Origin of the sequence: Barrientosiimonas endolithica (assembly GCF_030296655.1) — a bacterium.
GTDB classification, from domain to species: Bacteria; Actinomycetota; Actinomycetes; order Actinomycetales; family Dermatophilaceae; genus Barrientosiimonas; species Barrientosiimonas humi.
The window spans coordinates 609,232-627,268 of record NZ_AP027735.1 but is presented as its reverse complement, the minus strand read 5'-3'; the positions used below and the strand labels follow the sequence as shown (position 1 = coordinate 627,268).

The following is an 18,037-nucleotide window of genomic DNA, read 5'->3' as shown; positions in this document are numbered from 1 at the left end:
TGGCTGCTGCGCGCCCCGGACGTCATCCCGGATTCGGCGTCAGCCCCAGGTCGCCGAGCTTGCCCGGGTTGCGCACCAAGAAGATCCGGTCCACGCGGCCGTCGACGATGCGCAGGTGCATGGTCGTGACCTCCTCGCCGCGCCGGATCACCGCGGACGGGACGCCGTTGAGCTCGCGCACCTCCACCGTGTACCCGGGGTTCTTCGTCGCCAGCCCGACGGCGAAGCGCAGCACCCGGTCCGGGCCCTCGATGGGCCGCAGCGCCGCACGACGCACCCCGCCGCCGTCGGTCACGAGCACGACGTCCGGCGCGAGCAGCGCGGTGGCGCCGTCCAGGTCGCCGCCGGCCAGCGCGACGAGGAAGGCGCGGGCGATCCGCTGGTGCTCGCTCGGGTCGACGTCGTACGCCCGGTCCCGCTCGGTGAGGTGGGCGCGGGCACGAGCGACCAGCTGACGTACGGCGGCGGGGGTGCTGGCCAGCGACTCGGCCACCTCGGAGGTGGGCACGTCGAAGACCTCGCGCAGCACGAAGGCGGCCCGCTCGAGCGGGGTCAGCTGCTCGAGCATGACCATCAGCGCGTAGGACACCGAGTCGGCGATCTCGGCCGCCTCGTCGGGTCGGCGGCTGGTGTCGAGCGGTTCGGGGAGCCACGGACCGACGTAGTCCTCGCGGCGCCGGCGGGTGTCACGCAACCGGTTGAGCGCCCGGTTGGAGACCACCTTGGTGAGATAGGCGGACGGCGCGGCGACACCGGTGCGGTCGGCAGCCTGCCAGGCGATCCAGGTCTCCTGGACGACGTCCTCGGCGTCGGCCACGACCCCCAGGATCCGATAGGCGACGCCGAACAGCCGCGGGCGCAGCTGCTCGAACTCGGTCGTCGAATCCGCCTGCAACGACTGCGGATCCGTCATGCCGGCACCCCGCAGCGGTCGGCGAACCCCTGGCTGGTGAGGCCCATCGCGCTGTTGAACCTCGACCGTTGGTTCTCCACGGCCACCATCATGGTCAGCTCGACGAGGGCACGGGTGCCGAGCGCCGAGTCGAGGGCGGCGACCATCTCGTCGGTGACCTCGTCGGGGGTGGCGCACATCGCCTCGGCGTACGCCAGCACCTGCCGCTCGACCGGCGTGAAGCGGTCGCTGGTGCGCCAGGTCGGCACGTCGCGCAGCACGTCCTCCGAGAGTCCGTCGGTGGCGGAGAGCCAGTAGCCGAAGTCGGTGCACCACCGGCAACCGATGGCGTGGGCGGCACCCATCACGGCGAGGTGCCTCAGCCGCGGGTCGAGCGCGTCCCAGCGAGCGAGCCGCTGCTCGAAGCGGCCCACCGTGAGCAGCAGGCTCGGGTGATGGCCCATCGCGCGGCTGGGGTCGAGGTCGGCGCCGTACGTCCGGCGGGAGAACCACGAGACGGCTCGGGTCACGAGCGTCCGGGGCGGGTCGAGGCTGATGCGGGCCATGAGGCGGGTCCTTTCGTTCCGGCGGTCACAGGGGGAGACACCGCCCGCGGCCCAGGTGTGACACCGACCGGGAAAACCGGGTGCGCCCCGTCCCGCACCCGTGCCAGGTTGGGCGCACCAGTCACCGAGTCAGAAGGGCACCCTCGTGCGCGCAGCTCCCAGCCAGTTCCGGACCCCCATCCGTTCTGCCCTGGAGCTGCCCCATGTCCTTGCTCAACCTCGGGATCGTCGCGCATGTTGACGCCGGCAAGACCAGCCTGACCGAGCGCCTCCTCTTCGAGGCCGGTGCCGTCGACTCCCTCGGCCGGGTCGACGACGGCACCACCGCCACCGACTCGATGGAGCTGGAGCGGCGCCGCGGGATCACCATCCGCGCGGCCGTCACCTCCTTCGCCCTCGACGACCTGGCCGTCACGATCCTCGACACCCCCGGCCACCCCGACTTCATCGCCGAGGTCGAGCGTTCGCTCACCGTGCTCGACGCGGCGGTGCTCGTGCTGTCCGCCGTCGAGGGGGTCCAGCCGCAGACCGTCGTGCTGTGGCGCGCGCTGCGACGCATCGGAGTCCCAACCCTGTTGTTCGTCAACAAGATCGACCGATCAGGTGCCGATGTCGGTCGAGTCCTCACCGACGTACGTCGTCGGCTGGGTCCGCACGTCGCGCCTCTCACCCACGCGCTCGGCGAGGGTACGAGAACCGCTGCGGCGCAGACGATCTCGTTGACCGACGAGGCGACCGTCGAGGCGGTCGCCGATTCCGACGACCGCCTGCTGGAGCGGTGGGCGAACGAGGGGCCCATCGACCAGGTGGAGGTCGCAGAGGCGCTGCGCCGGGCCACCGCCGCCGGTCGGCTCGCTCCCGTGCTGGTCGGGTCGGCCGTGACCGGCGCCGGCCTCCCCAGCTGCGGTCCGCGCTGCGGCAGGTCCTGCCCCGGGCGAGCGAGCAGCAGACCCCCACCGCCGCCAGCGTGTTCGCCGTCGACCACGACGCCGAGGGTGCACGCCGGGCGTGGATCCGCCTGTGGTCCGGTCAGATCCGGGTGCGCGAGCAGCTCGTCGTCGGTGACTCCGCGGCGCGCCGGGTCACCCGCATCGAGGTGAGTCGCCCGGGCGGGCTGCAGGACGAACGGCGCGTGCGCGCCGGAGAGATCGCGGTGCTGCGCGGCCTGCCCGCCGCGCGCGTCGGTGACGTGATCGGCCGACCGCCGCGACGACGAGCGCACCGCTTCCCGCCCGCCACGCTCCAGGCCCTGGTCGAGCCGCTCGACCCCGCGCAGCGCACCGCGATGTTCGCCGGGCTGGCCGAGCTCGCCGACGAGGATCCGCTGATCGACCTGACCCTCGACGAGGAGGCGGGCGAGGCGGCGGTCCGGCTGCACGGCGAGGTGCAGAGGAGGTCATCGAGGCGCTGCTGCGCGAGCGGTACGCCGTGGCCACCCGCTTCCTCCCCACCTCGGTCGTCTGCGTCGAACGGGTCGCCGGCACCGGGACCGGGCTCGACCGGATCAAGACCGGCGGCAACCCCTATCTCGCGACGATCGGGCTGCGGGTCGAGCCGGCGCCGGTCGGCTCCGGCGTGGCGTTCTCCCCCGGCACCGAGCGGGGCAACCTGCCGCCGGCCTTCGTGGCCGCGACCGAGGAGGGGGTGCGCGCGGGGCTGCGGCAGGGGCGGTTCGGCTGGGAGGTGACCGACTGCCTCGTCACGATGACGGCCTCGGGGTACTACCCACGGCAGAGCAAGCCGCACCAGAAGTTCGACAAGTCGGTCTCGTCGGTGGCCGGCGACTTCCGCCACCTCGCCCCGGTCGTCCTGCGCGCGGCGCTCGACGAGGCGGGCACCGGGGTGTGCGAGCCGGTCGACCGGGTCGAGGTCGACCTGCCGGACGCGGCGTTCGGCACGGTCGTGTCGCTGCTCGGCCGGCTCGGGGGCACGCTGCAGACCTCGACCACCGACGGCAGCCACGCCCACCTGGAGGCCCACCTCGCCACCGACCAGGTGCCTCGCCTCGCCGCCCGGCTGCCCGACCTCACCGGCGGCGAGGGGTTGCTGGTCACGGCACTCGACCACCACGCCCCGGTGCGCGGCACCCCGCCCGTCCGGGCCCGGCGCGGGCCCGACCCCGCCGACCGGGAGGTCTGGTTCCGTGACGTGCCGCGGTGAGGAGGGCGTACGGGCGGGGGCAGGTGGCAGGCTTGCCCCATGGCGACCGTCGACCTCAACGCCGACCTCGGGGAGTCCTACGGCCGCTGGCAGCTCGGCGACGACGAGGCGCTGCTGCGGGTGGTCACCTCGGCCAACGTCGCGTGCGGCTTCCACGCGGGCGACCCGGCCACGCTCGTGCGCACCTGCGCGCTGGCGTCCGAGCAGGGGTGAGCGTCGGAGCGCAGGTCGGCTATCACGACCTCGCGGGCTTCGGGCGGCGCTTCGTCGACGTCTCGCCGGACGACCTCTACGCCGACGTCGTCTACCAGATCGGGGCGCTCGACGCCGTGGCCCGCAGCCAGGGCACCCGGGTGCGCTACGTCAAGCCGCACGGCGCGCTCTACAACACCGTCGTGCACCACCAGGGGCAGGCGGCCGCGGTGGTGCGCGCGGTGAGCGAGCTCGACCCGACGTTGCCGCTGCTCGGCCTGCCCGGGTCGGTGCTGCTCGACCTGGCCGAGGACGCCGGGATCCCCACGGTCCGTGAGGCTTTCGCCGATCGTGCCTACACCGACGACGGCACGCTCGCGCCGCGCAGCGAGCCCGGCGCCGTGCTGCACGACGCCGACGAGATCGCCGATCGCGCCCGCCGGATGGTCGTCGAGGGCGTCGTCGAGACGACCTCGGGCGACACGGTCGCGGTCGACGCCGACTCGGTGTGCCTGCACGGCGACTCCCCCGACGCGGTCGCTGCCGCCACCGCCGTGCGCGCGGTCCTCGCCGACGCCGGAGTGACGATCCGGCCGTTCGCGTGATGCGGCTGCTGCCCGTCGGCGAGCAGGCGCTGCTGGTCGAGCTCGACGAGCCGGGGCACCGCCGCGCCCTCACCGCCGCGCTGCACGCCGAACCGCCGCCGGGCGTGCGCGAGATCGTCCCGGCGAGCCGCACCGTGCTGCTCGTGCTCGACCCGGGCGTCGACCCCAGCGCCCTCGCCGACGACCTGCGCAGCCGCCCGCTCGAGACGCCCACCGCCCCCGCAGCCGACGCGCCCACCGTGACCGTCCCCGTGACGTACGACGGCCCGGACCTGGCCGAGGTCGCCACCCTGCTGGACGTGTCGCCCGAGGAGGTCGTACGCCGGCACACGGCTCAGGCCTGGACCTGCGAGTTCCTCGGGTTCACACCGGGATTCGGCTACCTCTCGGGCGAGCGCGACGACCTCGCCGTGCCGCGCCGCGACACGCCCCGCACCCGCATCCCCGCCGGCTCGGTCGCCCTCGCGGCCGGGCTGAGCGCGGTCTACCCGTCCGACTCCCCCGGCGGCTGGCAGATCGTCGGGCGCACCGACGTCACGCTGTTCGACCCCGACCGCGACCCGCCCTCGCTGCTGCAGCCCGGCACCCTCGTGCGGTTCACCGACAGGGAGGCACCGTGAGTCTCCTCGTCGAGCAGGTCGACCGGCTCGCGCTCGTCGAGGACCTGGGCCGCCCCGGCCACCGCGCCCTCGGCGTGCCCCCGTCCGGGGCGGCCGACCGCACCACGCTGCGCGCGCTCAACCGGCTGCTCGGCAACGATCCCGGGGCGGCGGCCGTCGAGACGCTGCTGGGTGGGCTGCGGTTGCAGGTCGAGGCGCCCGTGACCGTCGCCGTCGGCGGCGCGCCGTGCGTGGTCACGGTCGACGACCAGCAGGTCGGCCTCGGCCTGCCGGTCGCCCTCGCCGCCGGACAGACCCTCACCCTGGGAGCGGCCTCGGCCGGCCTGCGCACCTATCTCGCCGTGCGCGGCGGCGTCGCCGAGTCCGTCGACGTCCCCACGGTTCTCGGCAGCCTGAGCAGCGACCCCACCTCTGGACTCGGCCCCGCCCCGCTGCGCCCCGGCGTCCGGCTCGAGGTCGGCCGACCCGCCGGCGCCGTTGCGGTGGACCAGCAGGTCGCGCCGTTCGCGCTGCCCACCACCGGCCTGACGCTCGGCGCCACCTGGGGCCCGCGCGCCGACTGGCTGACCGGCGCGAGCCGCGACCGCCTCGACGGCGCCTGGACCGTCTCCGCGGACACCGACCGGGTGGGCGTGCGGCTCGACGGACCCGCGCTCGACCGCAGCCGGGACGACCAGCTGCCCAGCGAGGGGTGGTGCGCGGCTGCGTGCAGGTGCCGCCCGACGGCCGCCCCATCGTGTTCCTCGCCGACCACCCCACCACCGGCGGCTATCCGGTGGTCGCCGTGCTCGACCCGGCCGAGACCGACCTGCTGGCCCAGCTCACCCCCGGCACCGACGTACGCCTTCGGCTGCGCCCGAGCCGGCTCGCGGGGATATCGTGACGGCCGGCACGCCGGGTGACACGTTCGGCAGACGCCCAGCAACCATCCAGCCGGGTGTGCTGGACTGCCACCTCGACCCGACACCAGATCGCCGCCGTGCGACGACGACCTCCCAGGAGCCCCTCCATGATCGCCAGCACGGCGCAGCAGGCGCTGCACGCCCTGCCGACGTCCGCCGCCGACCCCGGCCAGCCCGGCGGGATCGCCGGGTTCACCGTGGACATGATGGAGGCGCTCGGGGCTCCGGGTGCCGGACTCGCCGTCGCGCTCGAGAACCTCTTCCCCCGATCCCGAGCGAGGTCATCCTGCCGCTCGCGGGGTTCACCGCGGCGCAGGGCAGCATGTCGCTGGTCGGCGCCATCGTCTGGACGACGATCGGCTCGGTGGTCGGGGCGCTGACGCTCTACTGGATCGGTGCGCTGGTCGGGGTCGAGCGGCTGCGCCTGATCGCCGAGCGCATGCCGCTGCTCGACGCGGCCGACGTCGACAAGTCGGTCGGCTGGTTCGACCGGCACGGCGAGAAGGCCGTCTTCTTCGGCCGCATGGTGCCGCTGGTGCGCAGCTTCGTGTCGATCCCCGCGGGGGTCCAGCGGATGAACCTGCTGCGCTTCACGCTGCTCACCGGCCTCGGCAGCCTGATCTGGAACAGCGTGTTCATCGTCGCCGGCTACCAGCTGGGCCGGCGGTGGTACCTCGTCGAGAACGTCACCGGCCCGATGCAGAAGGTCGTCGTCGTCGTTCTCGCGATCCTGATCATCTGGTGGGTGGTTCGCCGGGTCCGGGCTCGTCGGGCGCGCGACGCGCAGTCGCCGGAAGCTCACGGGTCGCGCGAGCCTGAGTAGCCCGCTCGGCCAGCCGGTCGTCCGGCGGATAGACCACCTCGACGAGCGACAGGCCGTGCGGGGGCATCACCGCCACCGCCGGGTCGCGCCGACCTGCCGCCAGCACCTGCGCCGGCCAGTCGACCTCCCGCCGCCCCTCGCCCACGGGCACCACGGCCCCGACCAGCGAACGCACCATCGAGTGGCAGAACGCGTCGGCCACCACGGTCGCCTCGAGCACCCCGTCGGCCCCGCGCACCCATGAGTAGTCCAGCAGCGTGCGCACCGTCGTTGCGCCCTCCCGCTTCTTGCAGAACGCGGCGAAGTCGTGCAACCCCAACAGGTTTCGTGCGGCGGCGTCCATCGCGGCGACGTCGAGCGCCCGCTTGTGCACGACGGTGTCGCGCCGACGGACCGGGTCCAGCCGACGTACGTCGTCGCACAGCCGATAGCGGTACCGGCGCCGCAGCGCGGAGAACCTCGCGTCGAACCCCTCCGGCGCCACCTGGACGCCCCGCACGACCACGTCGGGCGGCAGCACGCCGTTGAGGCGGGTGACGGCCGCCTCCTGGGGCGTCCGGTCGGAGCGGCCGGGCAGCGCAGCGAACGCGGTCTCGTCGACGTCGGCGTGGCAGACCGCGCCGGCCGCGTGCACCCCGGCGTCGGTGCGCCCGGCCACCACGAGCCGCACGGGCTCCGGGGCGCGCAGCACCCGGCTCAGCGCCGCCGACAGCTCGCTCTCGACCGCCCGCCGCCCCGGCTGGGCGGCCCACCCGGAGAAGTCGGTGCCGTCGTAGGCGAAGTCGACTCGGAGGCGCACCCGCCGAGTCTAGGCGGCGTCCTCACCCTCGGTGCAGCCGCTGAGCTCGGTGCGCGCGGGCCTGGGACTGACATGGATCACGGCCGCGGTCATCCTCGGAAGCTGCCCCATGAGGCGCTGCTCGACGCGATGGGCGACGTCGTGCGCCGCCTCGGCGGTGGCACGCCCGGCCACCTCCACGTCAGCCTCCGCGTGCAGCGTGTGGCCGATCCACCGCAGCCGCACGGACCGGACACCCAGCACCCCTGGGGTGTCGCGCATGACGGCACGCGCGCGCCCGACCAGGTCGGGGTCGACGGCGTCCATCAGGCGAGCCCCGACCTGCTTGGCGGCCGAGCGCAGCACCCCGAGGATGGCGACCGCGATCAGCAGGCCGATGACCGGGTCGGCCCACGACCAGCCGACCGCGATGCCGATCGCGCCCAGCACGACCGCCAGCGAGGTGAAGCCGTCGGTGCGGGCGTGCAACCCGTCGGCGACCAGCGCGGCCGAACCGATCTGCCGCCCCACCCGGATGCGGTATCGGGCGACCAGCTCGTTGCCGGCGAACCCGATGAGTCCGGCGAGCGCCACGGCCCAGACGTAGGAGACCCCGCGCGGGTCCATCAACCGGGAGATCGCCTCCCACCCCGCGAGCACGCTGGACAGGGCGATCATCACGATGACGAAGAGACCGGCGAGATCCTCGGCCCGGCCGTAACCGTAGGTGAACCGGTCGTTCGCCGGGCGCCGCGCCAGCCAGAACGCGACGAGCAGCGGGATGGCCGTCGCGGCGTCGACGAGGTTGTGCAGCGTGTCGCCCAGCAGGGCGACCGACCCGGTGAAGACCACCACGACCCCCTGCAGCACGGCCGTGACCAGCAGCGCCGCCAGGCTGATCCACAGCGCCCGACGGCCCCGGGCGTCGGCTTCGAGCGCCTCGTCCACCTGGTCGGCAGCATCGTGCGAGTGGCCGCCGAGCAGCTCCGAGGTGGCATGCCGCACGCGCGCCCAGGCGCCCACCTCGTGCTCGTGGTCGTGACCGTGCTCGTGCCGGCCGGTCATGACTCTCCTGCGACGCGGTGGTGCGCCGGGACGTCGTCCAGCAGGTGCTCCACGTGCCCGATCGCGTCGGTGACCAGCTGACGCACGTGGTCGTTCTCCACCCGGTACAGCACCGAGGTCCCCTGCTTGCGCGTGATCACCAGGCGCGCCATCCGCATCTTCGCCAGGTGCTGCGACACCGCGGGGGTCGGCTTCCCCAGGGCTGCGGCGAGCTCGGAGACCGAGCGCTCCTCGTCGAGCAGCAGACCGGCCAGCTGCAGCCTCGTGGGGTCGGCCAGCACCCGCAGGACCTCGACCGCCAGGGTCACGACATCGTCGCTCCAGGCCGGAGGATGCGTACTTGCATGCATGCGCAAATACTAGCGCTCAACGCCTGACCCACGACAGACCGCCGCCCCGGCACGATCGAGTCGTGCCGGGGCGGCGGTGCGTGCTGCGCGGGTGCGCGACCGGTCAGGCGTCCTTGTCGGTCTGCTGGGCGTCCTCGCCACCGGCGGGCGCGAAGCCCGCGGCGACGGCGGCGTCCGCGGTGCGGAACCAGACCTCGGCCTCGGTGGAGTCGTACCAGCGCGAACCGGGCACGTGGTACTTCATCGAGTCCTTGTTGCCCTTGACGTCGAAGCCCTCGGGGGCCGAGCCGTCGGCGGTCGGGGCGGCCGAGTCGGGGCCGAAGCCACCGTCGGTGCCCTCGCCGGCGTCCTTGGCCTCGTCGGCCGCGGCGGCGTCGTCGACCGGCGCCTCGGTGGCCGCAGCGGTCTCGGCGTCGACGACCGGCGCGGCGGCGGTGGCCTGCGGCTCGGTGGTCTCCTCGGCGGCGGACTCCTTGGCCGCGCGCTTGGTGGCGCCCTCGGCCTCGGCGACGACGGCGCGCTTGGGCTTGCTCACGACGGCCTCGCGCACCAGCTCGATCACGGCCATGGGGGCGTTGTCACCCTTGCGCGGCGCGATCTTGGTGATGCGGGTGTAGCCGCCGGGACGCTCGGCCATGTCGGGCGCGATCTCCTCGAACAGCCGGTGCACGACGCCCTTGTCACGGACGACCGTGAGCACGCGACGGCGCGAGTGCAGGTCGCCACGCTTGGCGAAGGTCACCAGACGCTCGGCGAGCGGACGCAGCCGCTTGGCCTTGGCCTCGGTGGTGGTGATGCGGTCGTGCTCGAACAGCTGCGTAGCCAGGTTGGCCAGGATGAGCCGCTCGTGCGCGGGGCCGCCGCCGAGGCGGGGGCCCTTCGTGGGGGTAGGCATGGTGTCTCCTTCTCGCTCCGGCGTACGCCCTCGCGGGCTCGGCCGGTCTCAGCGGCTCAGTACTGCTCGTCCTCGGCGAAGCTGGCGTCGTCGCCCTCGCCCTGCAGGTCGTCGTCCTCGTAACGGTCGGCGATGGCGCTCGCGTCGAACCCGGGCGGGCTGTCCTTGAGCTGCAGACCCATCTCGCGCAGCTTGTCCTTGACCTCGTCGATCGACTTGGCCCCGAAGTTGCGGATGTCGAGCAGGTCGGCCTCGCTGCGACCCACGAGCTCACCCACGCTGTGGATGCCCTCGCGCTTGAGGCAGTTGTAGGACCGCACGGTCAGCTCGAGGTCCTCGATCGGCAGCGCCAGGTCGGCGGCCAGGGCCGCGTCGGTCGGCGACGGGCCCATGTCGATGCCCTCGGCCTCGACGTTGAGCTCGCGGGCCAGGCCGAACAGCTCGACCAGGGTCTTGCCGGCGGAGGCCATCGCGTCGCGCGGGGCCATCGAGTTCTTGGTCTCGACGTCGACGATGAGCTTGTCGAAGTCGGTGCGCTGCTCGACTCGGGTGGCCTCGACCTTGTAGGTCACGGCCAGCACCGGGCTGTAGATCGAGTCGACCGGGATGCGGCCGATCTCGTTGTCGGCCGACTTGTTCTGCTGCGCCGAGACGTAGCCGCGGCCGCGCTCGACGGTCAGCTCCATCTCGAGCTTGCCCTTGTCGTTCAGGGTCGCGATGTGCAGGTCGGCGTTGTGCACCTCGACACCGGCGGGCGGCGCGATGTCGGCAGCGGTGACCGCGCCGGGGCCCTGCTTGCGCAGGTACATCACGACCGGCTCGTCGTGCTCCGAGGAGACGACCAGGCCCTTGATGTTGAGGATGATCTCGGTGACGTCCTCCTTGACCCCGGGGACCGTGGAGAACTCGTGCTGCACACCGTCGATCCGCAGGCTCGTGACCGAGGCACCGGGGATCGAGGAGAGCAGCGTACGACGCAGGGAGTTGCCGAGCGTGTAGCCGAAGCCCGGCTCCAGCGGCTCGATGACGAACCGGGACCGGTTCTCGGAGACAACGTCCTCGCTGAGGGTGGGGCGCTGTGCGATGAGCACGGTGATTTCCTTCCCACGGGCGACCGCTATATGACGCCTCGTGAAGACCGGCAGTCACATCGGTCCGTGAACTGCCGTATTCGGTTGTGGTTCTGCACTGGCCTCGATACGGACTCGGCTAGCGCCTCGCCCTACTCGACCAACGTGTGCCGGTCTCGATACGGACTCGGCTATCGCCTCGCCCCACTCGACCAACGTGTGCCGGTCTCGATACGGACTCGGCTATCGCCTCGCCCCACTCGACCAACGTGTGCCGGTCTCGATACGGGCTCGGCTAGCGCCTCGCCCTACTCGACCAGCGTGTGGCAAGAGCCCGGGAGACCCGGCCACCTCAGAAGGTCGACGGCCGCGAGGCGACGACCAGGGCGGGCGGCGGACGGAGCGAGCGTGCGAGCCCGTCCGCCGCCCGGCCTGCGAGGAGCCGAGCCAAAGAGCGCGGCAGCTGAGCGGGGAGCGGTACGACGAAGAACGACGCGACGAAGGAGCGTCAGTTCTTCGAGTACAGCTCCACGATCAGCTGTTCGGTGAGCGGAACGTCGATCTGCTCGCGCACCGGGAGCTGGTGGATCAGGATCTGCAGGGTGCCGTCGGAGACGTGCATCCACGCCGGGACGGGACGCTCGCCGAAGGTCTCCCGAGCCAGCTGGATCGGGAAGGTCTCGCGCGACTTCTCGCGGACGGTGATGATGTCGTACTGCTCGACCCGGTAGGACGGGACGTCGACGCGCTGGCCGTTGACCTCGAAGTGACCGTGCGTCACGAGCTGGCGGGCCGCACGCCGGGTGCGGGCGAGGCCGGCGCGGTAGACGACGTTGTCGAGCCGCGACTCCAGCAGGATGAGCAGGTTGTCACCGGTCTTGCCGGGGCGACGCGCCGCCTCCTTGTAGTAGCGGACGAACTGCTTCTCCATGACGCCGTAGGTGAAGCGAGCCTTCTGCTTCTCCTGCAGCTGGGTCAGGTACTCCTTCTCCTGCACCCGGCCACGGCCGTGCTGGCCGGGCGGGAAGGGGCGCATCTCGAAGTTCTTGTCGCCGCCGACGAGGTCGGTCTTGAGCCGGCGCGACTTCTTGGTGATGGGGCCGGTGTAACGGGCCATGGTTCGTATCTCCTAGGAAGGTCGGCCGGTCAGACGCGACGGCGCTTGGGCTGGCGAACGCCGTTGTGCGGCGTGGGGGTGACGTCGCTGATGGCACCGACCTCGAGGCCGGTGGCGGTCAACGAGCGGATCGCGGTCTCACGACCGGAGCCCGGGCCCTTGACGAAGACGTCGACCTTGCGCATGCCGTGCTCCATGGCGCGGCGGGCGGCGGCCTCGGCCGCCATCTGCGCGGCGAACGGGGTGGACTTGCGCGAGCCCTTGAAGCCGACCTGGCCGGCGGAGGCCCACGAGATCACGGCACCGGTCTCGTCGGTGATGGACACGATGGTGTTGTTGAACGTGCTCTTGATGTGCGCCTGGCCGGCGGCGACGTTCTTCTTGACCTTGCGGCGCACCTTCTTGGCGCCCGCGGACCCTCGGGTCTTGGGAGGCATGGTGTTTCTCCTGTGCTAGCGGAATAAGGCTTTGGGGTACGTCCGGCTGTGCTGTCTCGTCTCAGTCGGACCGATGACAGCGGGACTTACTTGGTGGCCTTCTTCTTGCCAGCCACAGTCCGCTTCGGACCCTTGCGGGTGCGGGCGTTGGTCTTGGTGCGCTGGCCGTGGACCGGCAGGCCACGGCGGTGGCGCAGACCCTGGTAGCTGCCGATCTCCACCTTGCGGCGGATGTCGGCGGCGACCTCACGGCGCAGGTCGCCCTCGAGGCGGAAGCTGCTCTCGAGGTGGTCGCGCAGCTTGACGACCTCTTCCTCGCTGAGGTCGCGCACGCGGGTGTCGGGGCTGACGCCCGTCGCGGCGAGGGTCTCGGCGGCGCGGGTCTTGCCGACGCCGAAGATGTAGGTCAGGGCGACCTCGACGCGCTTCTCGCGCGGCAGGTCGACTCCGATGAGTCGTGCCATGGTGGCGGGTTCTCCTTGGGTGCGGTGCGAAGGTGTGAGACGCACCGCCGGTCCCGCGTCAGCCGGAGTGGCTGGTTGCTGGGTCCCCGGCCTTCGCGCCGGGGGTGACGTCCTGCGGTCGGCCGGAGCTGACCGGCAGGGGTCGGGTGGTGCGTGGATGCAGTTGTGGCGTGCGGTCGAAGACCGCGAGTCGTGCTGGTGCTCAGCCCTGACGCTGCTTGTGGCGCAGGTTGTCGCAGATCACCATGACCCGGCCGTTGCGGCGGATCACCTTGCACTTGTCGCAGATCTTCTTGACGCTCGGCTGGACCTTCATCTGCCTACCGTCTCGAAGTCAGGCCGAATCACGGGGACGTGAGTCGACGGGTGGGTTTTCTCTGGGTGGTGCGCACGGGCCCGGCCGGCTGGCCGGTCCCGCGTGGGTCAGCGGTAGCGGAAGACGATCCGGCCGCGGGACAGGTCATACGGGCTGAGCTCGACCACGACCCGGTCCTCGGGGAGGATCCGGATGTAGTGCTGACGCATCTTCCCGGAGATGTGAGCGAGCACCTTGTGACCGTTGGTCAGCTCCACCCGGAACATCGCGTTCGGGAGAGCTTCGACGATCGTGCCCTCGATCTCGATGACACCGTCCTTCTTGGCCATGTCCTCCACAATCCGTTGGTTGGCGGCCGCCCCTCGGATGGGAACGACCAGGACGATCACGCACAGACGTGACCGAGGATCAAGTTTACGCGCAGGGGTGTCGTTCCGCGAAATCGGGCGGTGCAGGGCGTACGTCAGCCGTCGAGCGGGGCGTACCGGTCGCCCAGGCGCGCCTCGCCGCCGTCGGCGGCGGTCAGCACCCACAGCCCACCGGGGGTGACGGCGACGGTCTGCTCCCAGTGCGCACCGCGCGAGCCGTCGTCGGTGACGACGGTCCAGTCGTCGTCGAGCTCGTGCGACTCGTGGGTGCCGAGGGTGATCATCGGCTCGATGGCGATCGTGGCGCCGACGCGCACCTTGGGCCCGCGCTCGCGCACCCGCTCGTTGTAGACCGAGGGCTCCTGGTGCATCTCGGTGCCGATGCCGTGGCCGGTGTAGCCGTCGAGGATCCCGAACGTGCGACCGCGCCGGGCCGCCTCGGCCTCGACCAGGTCCTGCACGGCCGCGCCGACCTCGTGCAGCCGCTCCCCCGGGTGCAGCGCCCGGATGCCCGCCCACAGCGCGTCCTCGGTCAGGGCGTTGAGCTCGAGGTCCTCGGGCCGGGCGGCGGCCTCTCCCCGACCACCGCGGTGAACGCGGCGTCGCCGTGCCAGCCGTCGACGATCGCGCCGCAGTCGACCGACACCAGGTCGCCGGCCTCGAGCACCCGCTCACCGGGGATGCCGTGCACGACCTCGTCGTTGACGCTGACGCACACGACGCCCGGGAAGCCGTGGTAACCGAGGAAGCTCGGCGTCGCCCCGGCCTGCTCGATGACCCGCGCGGCGACCGCGTCGAGGTGACCGGTGGTGCGCCCCGGGGCCAGCTCGGCCGCGACGGCGTCCAGCGCCTGCCGGACGACCAGCCCGGCCCGGCGCATCGTGCGCACCTGGTCGGGGGTCTTGGCGGGCAGGGTCGATCGACCGAGGCGAACCATGGACAGGCCGCGGGTCAGCGGCCGAGGCCGTCGAGGACGGCCCCGATGCGGCCGGCGACCTCGTCGACCGAACCCATGCCGTCGATCTCCACGAGCCGGCCGCGCTCGGCGTAGTAGGCGGCCAGCGGCGCGGTCTCCCGCTCGTAGATGGCCTGCCGCTCGCGGATGACCTCTTCGGTGTCGTCGGTGCGACCCGAGGTGCGCGCGCGCTCGAGCAGACGCTGCACCAGCTCACCCTCGACGACGGTCAGCTTGAGCACCGCGTCCAGCGGCTGGCCCTGCTGCTCCATGAGCGCGTCGAGCGCCTGCACCTGCGGCATGGTGCGCGGGTAGCCGTCGAGCAGGAACCCCTGCTGCGCGTCGGGCTGCGCCAGCCGGTCGGCGACGATCTGGTCGGTGACCTCGTCGGGCACGTAGCCGCCCGAGTCGAGGATGCCCTTGACCTGCAGCCCCAGCGGGGTCTCGTTCTTGATGTTGCTGCGGAAGATGTCGCCGGTGGAGATGTGCGGGATGCCCCGCTCGGCAGCGAGCCGCTCGGCCTGCGTGCCCTTTCCGGCACCGGGCGGTCCAAGGATGATCAAGCGCATGACGGAGACTCCCTGAGCGATCGAGAACGAGCACGGTGGTCGGCCGCAGCCGTCACCGCAAGAACCCTTCGTAGTGGTGCTGCTGCAGCTTGGCGTCGATCTGCTTGACGGTCTCGAGCCCGACACCGACGAGGATGATGATCGAGGCGCCGCCGAACGGGAAGTTCTGGTCGGCCCCGAGCACGTCGAACGCGACGAGCGGGATCAGCGCCAGCACCGACAGATAGATCGCACCCACGGTCGTGATGCGGTTGAGCACGTAGCCGAGGTACTGCGCGGTGGCCTTGCCCGCGCGCACGCCCGGGATGAAGCTGCCGGCCTGCTTGAGGTTGTCGGCGACCTCGTCGGGCTGGTAGGTGATCGACACGTAGAAGAACGTGAAGAACAGGATCATGCCGGTGAACAGCGCGGCGTACCAGACACCGCCGGTCGTCGGCGAGAGGTTCTCGGTGACCCACTGCGCCCAGGCGGCCGGCTCCTCGGTCGAGCCCGGCGCCGGCATCGTGAACTGCGCGAGCAGCGTCGGCAGCGACAGCAGCGAGCTGGCGAAGATCAGCGGGATCACGTTGGCCATGTTCAGCTTCAGCGGGATGTACGTCGTCGTCCCGCCGTAGGACCGGCGCCCGATCATCCGCTTGGCGTACTGCACCGGGATGCGGCGCTGGGAGTTCTCGACGAAGACCACGGCCGTGGTGATCGCGAGGCCCATGACGATCACCAGGGCGAAGCGGCCCCAGCCCTGGGTGCGGATCGCCCAGATCGAGGCGGGCACGCTGGCAGCGATCGAGGTGAGGATCAGCAGCGACATGCCGTTGCCGACGCCGCGCTCGGTGACCTGCTCACCCAGCCACATGACCAGGCCGGTGCCGGCGGTCAGCGTGAGCACCATGATGACCAGGGTCGGCAGGCTCTGGTCGGGCATGATCTGCGTGCACTGCGCGCCGAGCAGCGCTCCCGGGTTGCGCGCGGCGGTGGTGACGAGGGTGGCCGACTGCAGCAGCGCCAGTCCGATCGTGAGATAACGCGTGTACTGCGTCATCTTCGCGGTGCCGCTCTGCCCCTCCTTCTTCAGCTGCTCGAAGCGCGGGATGACCACCGTCAGCAGCTGCACGATGATGCTGGCCGTGATGTACGGCATGATCCCGAGCGCGAAGATGCTCAGCTGCAGCAGCGCGCCACCGCTGAACAGGTTGGCCAGGCCCAGCAGGTTGCCGCTGGAGGACGCAGCCCGCTGGCACTGCTGCACCAGGTCGTAGCTGATGCCCGGGGTCGGGATGTGCGAGCCGAGGCGGAAGAGCGCCATCACCGCGAGGGTGAAGAAGATCTTCTTGCGCAGATCCGGCGTCCGGAACGCGCGGCCGAGGGCGGTGAGCACTGGTCCTCCTGCGTGCCACCGTCGGTGGCTGGTCGTGAACGAAAAGAGACGATACCTGCAGCACGACGCCCCGGGCGCTCCGGCCCGTGCAGGGCCGGTTCACCCGGGGCGTCGCACTACTGAGACGGGGTCACGCGTTGGTGACCGAACCGCCCGCAGCCTCGATCTTCTCCTTGGCAGAGCCGGAGAACTTGTCGGCCGTGACGTTGACCGCCACGGTCAGCTCGCCGGTGCCGAGCACCTTCACCGGGCGGCCCTTGCGGACCGCGCCCTTGGCCACGAGCTCGGCCACCGTCACGTCGCCGCCCTCGGGGAACAGCGTCGAGATGGTGTCGAGGTTCACGACCTGGTAGTACACCTTGCTCGGGTTGCGGAACCCACGCAGCTTCGGGAGCCGCATGTGGATCGGCGTCTGACCACCCTCGAACCCGGCGGGCACCTGGTAGCGGGCCTGGGTGCCCTTGGTGCCGCGGCCGGCGGTCTTGCCCTTGGAGCCCTCACCGCGACCCACGCGGGTCTTGGCGGTCTTGGCGCCGGGGGCCGGACGCAGGTGGTGCAGCTTCAGCGCGTGGACCTTCTCGTCCGCGCCCTTCTCGGCCTTCGTGCTGTCGGCCATCAGTCAACCTCCTCCACGGTCACCAGGTGGGCGACCGAACGGACCATGCCGCGGAACTCGGGCCGGTCCTCCTTGACGACGGTGTGGCCGATGCGCTTCAGACCCAGCGAACGCAGGGTCTCGCGGTGCTGCGGCTTGCCGCCGATCTCCGAACGGATCTGGGTCACCTTCAGCTGCGACATCACGCCCCCGTCCCGGCGGCAGCAGCCGCCTTCTCGGCCTTCTCGGCCTGGCCCTCGGCCATCGCGCGCTGCATGGCAGCGGGGGCGACGGCGTCCAGCGGCAGGCCACGACGCGCGGCGACGGCCTCGGGCCGCTCCAGGCCCTGCAGCGCGGCCACGGTCGCGTGGACGATGTTGATCGCGTTGTCCGAGCCGAGCGACTTGGACAGCACGTCGTGGATGCCGGCGCACTCCAGCACGGCGCGCACCGGACCACCGGCGATCACACCGGTACCGGGCGAGGCCGGACGGAGCAGGACGACACCGGCCGCGGCCTCACCCTGCACCGGGTGCGGGATGGTGCCCTGGATGCGCGGGACGCGGAAGAAGTTCTTCTTCGCCTCCTCGACACCCTTGGCGATCGCGGCGGGGACCTCCTTGGCCTTGCCGTAGCCGACACCGACGGTGCCGTCGCCGTCACCGACGACGACCAGCGCGGTGAAGCTGAAGCGGCGGCCACCCTGCACGACCTTGGCCACGCGGTTGATGGTGACGACGCGCTCGAGGTACTGGTTGCGGTCGTCGCCGCCACCGCGACGGTTGTCGCGGTCGCGACCGCCGCGGCCGCCACCCCGGCGGTTGTCGCGGTCGTTGCTGTTGGTGTTGTCGCTCGCACCCTGGGCGTTACCAGCGGCGCCTCGACGCTGTGGTCCAGCCATCAGTGGTTCCTCTTCTCGAAGC

Annotated in this window: 22 protein-coding genes and 3 pseudogenes; 7 read left to right on the top strand and 18 right to left on the bottom strand. The window is 71.9% G+C overall.

Annotated elements, in window-relative coordinates:
- Positions 1-22: 22 nt before the first annotated feature.
- Together sigJ and QUE40_RS03240 are read right to left on the bottom strand one after the other, a co-directional pair.
- The gene (gene sigJ, locus QUE40_RS03245; protein ID WP_289232304.1) at positions 23-913 is read right to left on the bottom strand and encodes an RNA polymerase sigma factor SigJ; all 891 of its coding nucleotides are present in this window, start codon (positions 911-913) and stop codon (positions 23-25) included.
- Entirely contained in the window at positions 910-1,458 is a 549-nt protein-coding gene (locus tag QUE40_RS03240; RefSeq protein ID WP_289232303.1) for a carboxymuconolactone decarboxylase family protein, read from the bottom strand. The genes sigJ and QUE40_RS03240 overlap by 4 nt, the downstream gene beginning before the upstream one ends.
- A gap of 203 nt (positions 1,459-1,661) precedes the next feature.
- Between QUE40_RS03240 and QUE40_RS03235 the strand changes: the two genes are divergently transcribed.
- The 7 genes and pseudogenes from QUE40_RS03235 (at position 1,662) to QUE40_RS03205 (ending at position 6,760) form a co-directional block, all read left to right on the top strand.
- Entirely contained in the window at positions 1,662-2,558 is an 897-nt protein-coding gene (locus tag QUE40_RS03235) for a GTP-binding protein (RefSeq protein ID WP_289232302.1), read from the top strand.
- Between the two features lie 328 nt (positions 2,559-2,886).
- Positions 2,887-3,618: a hypothetical protein gene (locus QUE40_RS03230; RefSeq protein WP_289232301.1), complete on the top strand. Its 732-nt coding sequence runs from the start codon at positions 2,887-2,889 to the stop codon at positions 3,616-3,618.
- 39 nt (positions 3,619-3,657) lie between these two features.
- A pseudogene (locus QUE40_RS03225) lies at positions 3,658-4,415 on the top strand (LamB/YcsF family protein).
- Positions 4,415-5,035, top strand: a complete 621-nt coding sequence (locus QUE40_RS03220) for a 5-oxoprolinase subunit B family protein (protein WP_289232300.1) — start codon at positions 4,415-4,417, stop codon at positions 5,033-5,035. The pseudogene QUE40_RS03225 and the gene QUE40_RS03220 overlap by 1 nt, the downstream one beginning before the upstream one ends.
- Positions 5,032-5,918, top strand: a pseudogene (locus QUE40_RS18835) (5-oxoprolinase subunit C family protein). The gene QUE40_RS03220 and the pseudogene QUE40_RS18835 overlap by 4 nt, the downstream one beginning before the upstream one ends.
- 126 nt (positions 5,919-6,044) lie before the next feature.
- Complete coding sequence (locus tag QUE40_RS18830; RefSeq protein ID WP_350227059.1) at positions 6,045-6,317, top strand: hypothetical protein; 273 nt, start codon at positions 6,045-6,047, stop codon at positions 6,315-6,317.
- Positions 6,260-6,760, top strand: a complete 501-nt coding sequence (locus QUE40_RS03205; protein WP_350227058.1) for a DedA family protein — start codon at positions 6,260-6,262, stop codon at positions 6,758-6,760. The genes QUE40_RS18830 and QUE40_RS03205 overlap by 58 nt, the downstream gene beginning before the upstream one ends.
- Here the strand turns inward: QUE40_RS03205 and truA are convergent.
- The 16 genes and pseudogenes from truA to rpsE form a co-directional block, all read right to left on the bottom strand.
- Positions 6,672-7,559 carry a tRNA pseudouridine(38-40) synthase TruA gene (gene truA / locus QUE40_RS03200; RefSeq protein WP_289232299.1) on the bottom strand — a complete coding sequence of 296 codons (888 nt, stop codon included), beginning with the start codon at positions 7,557-7,559 and terminating at the stop codon, positions 6,672-6,674. The genes QUE40_RS03205 and truA overlap by 89 nt on opposite strands.
- A gap of 9 nt (positions 7,560-7,568) precedes the next feature.
- Positions 7,569-8,603 (bottom strand): cation diffusion facilitator family transporter, encoded by a 1,035-nt coding sequence (locus tag QUE40_RS03195; protein WP_289232298.1) that lies wholly within the window; start codon positions 8,601-8,603, stop codon positions 7,569-7,571.
- On the bottom strand, positions 8,600-8,911 hold the full coding sequence (locus QUE40_RS03190) for an ArsR/SmtB family transcription factor (RefSeq protein ID WP_289232297.1): 312 nt from the start codon (positions 8,909-8,911) through the stop codon (positions 8,600-8,602). Before QUE40_RS03190 ends, QUE40_RS03195 begins: the two co-directional genes overlap by 4 nt.
- Positions 8,912-9,056: 145 nt before the next feature.
- The gene (rplQ, locus tag QUE40_RS03185) at positions 9,057-9,848 is read right to left on the bottom strand and encodes a 50S ribosomal protein L17, sunset domain variant (protein ID WP_289232296.1); all 792 of its coding nucleotides are present in this window, start codon (positions 9,846-9,848) and stop codon (positions 9,057-9,059) included.
- 56 nt (positions 9,849-9,904) lie between these two features.
- The gene (locus tag QUE40_RS03180) at positions 9,905-10,939 is read right to left on the bottom strand and encodes a DNA-directed RNA polymerase subunit alpha (protein ID WP_289232295.1); all 1,035 of its coding nucleotides are present in this window, start codon (positions 10,937-10,939) and stop codon (positions 9,905-9,907) included.
- Positions 10,940-11,426: 487 nt separating this feature from the next.
- Positions 11,427-12,035, bottom strand: a complete 609-nt coding sequence (rpsD, locus tag QUE40_RS03175; protein WP_142004381.1) for a 30S ribosomal protein S4 — start codon at positions 12,033-12,035, stop codon at positions 11,427-11,429.
- 29 nt (positions 12,036-12,064) lie between these two features.
- On the bottom strand, positions 12,065-12,472 hold the full coding sequence (gene rpsK / locus QUE40_RS03170; RefSeq protein ID WP_142004380.1) for a 30S ribosomal protein S11: 408 nt from the start codon (positions 12,470-12,472) through the stop codon (positions 12,065-12,067).
- A gap of 86 nt (positions 12,473-12,558) precedes the next feature.
- A complete protein-coding gene (gene rpsM, locus QUE40_RS03165) occupies positions 12,559-12,936 on the bottom strand; it encodes a 30S ribosomal protein S13 (protein WP_142004379.1) in 378 nt (125 codons plus the stop codon).
- A 202-nt stretch (positions 12,937-13,138) separates the two neighbouring features.
- Complete coding sequence (gene rpmJ / locus QUE40_RS03160; protein WP_007928044.1) at positions 13,139-13,252, bottom strand: 50S ribosomal protein L36; 114 nt, start codon at positions 13,250-13,252, stop codon at positions 13,139-13,141.
- Positions 13,253-13,359: 107 nt separating this feature from the next.
- Positions 13,360-13,581 (bottom strand): translation initiation factor IF-1, encoded by a 222-nt coding sequence (gene infA / locus QUE40_RS03155; protein WP_006592631.1) that lies wholly within the window; start codon positions 13,579-13,581, stop codon positions 13,360-13,362.
- 134 nt (positions 13,582-13,715) lie between these two features.
- Positions 13,716-14,557, bottom strand: a pseudogene (gene map, locus QUE40_RS03150) (type I methionyl aminopeptidase).
- Between the two features lie 14 nt (positions 14,558-14,571).
- Positions 14,572-15,144 carry an adenylate kinase gene (locus QUE40_RS03145; protein ID WP_211344513.1) on the bottom strand — a complete coding sequence of 191 codons (573 nt, stop codon included), beginning with the start codon at positions 15,142-15,144 and terminating at the stop codon, positions 14,572-14,574.
- A 52-nt stretch (positions 15,145-15,196) separates the two neighbouring features.
- Positions 15,197-16,519, bottom strand: coding sequence for a preprotein translocase subunit SecY (gene secY / locus QUE40_RS03140; RefSeq protein ID WP_142004377.1), 1,323 nt, complete (start codon positions 16,517-16,519; stop codon positions 15,197-15,199).
- 130 nt (positions 16,520-16,649) lie between these two features.
- Entirely contained in the window at positions 16,650-17,135 is a 486-nt protein-coding gene (gene rplO, locus QUE40_RS03135; protein WP_289232294.1) for a 50S ribosomal protein L15, read from the bottom strand.
- Positions 17,135-17,317 (bottom strand): 50S ribosomal protein L30, encoded by a 183-nt coding sequence (rpmD, locus tag QUE40_RS03130; protein ID WP_142004375.1) that lies wholly within the window; start codon positions 17,315-17,317, stop codon positions 17,135-17,137. The genes rplO and rpmD overlap by 1 nt, the downstream gene beginning before the upstream one ends.
- Complete coding sequence (gene rpsE / locus QUE40_RS03125; RefSeq protein WP_142004374.1) at positions 17,317-18,015, bottom strand: 30S ribosomal protein S5; 699 nt, start codon at positions 18,013-18,015, stop codon at positions 17,317-17,319. The genes rpmD and rpsE overlap by 1 nt, the downstream gene beginning before the upstream one ends.
- Positions 18,016-18,037: the final 22 nt, after the last annotated feature.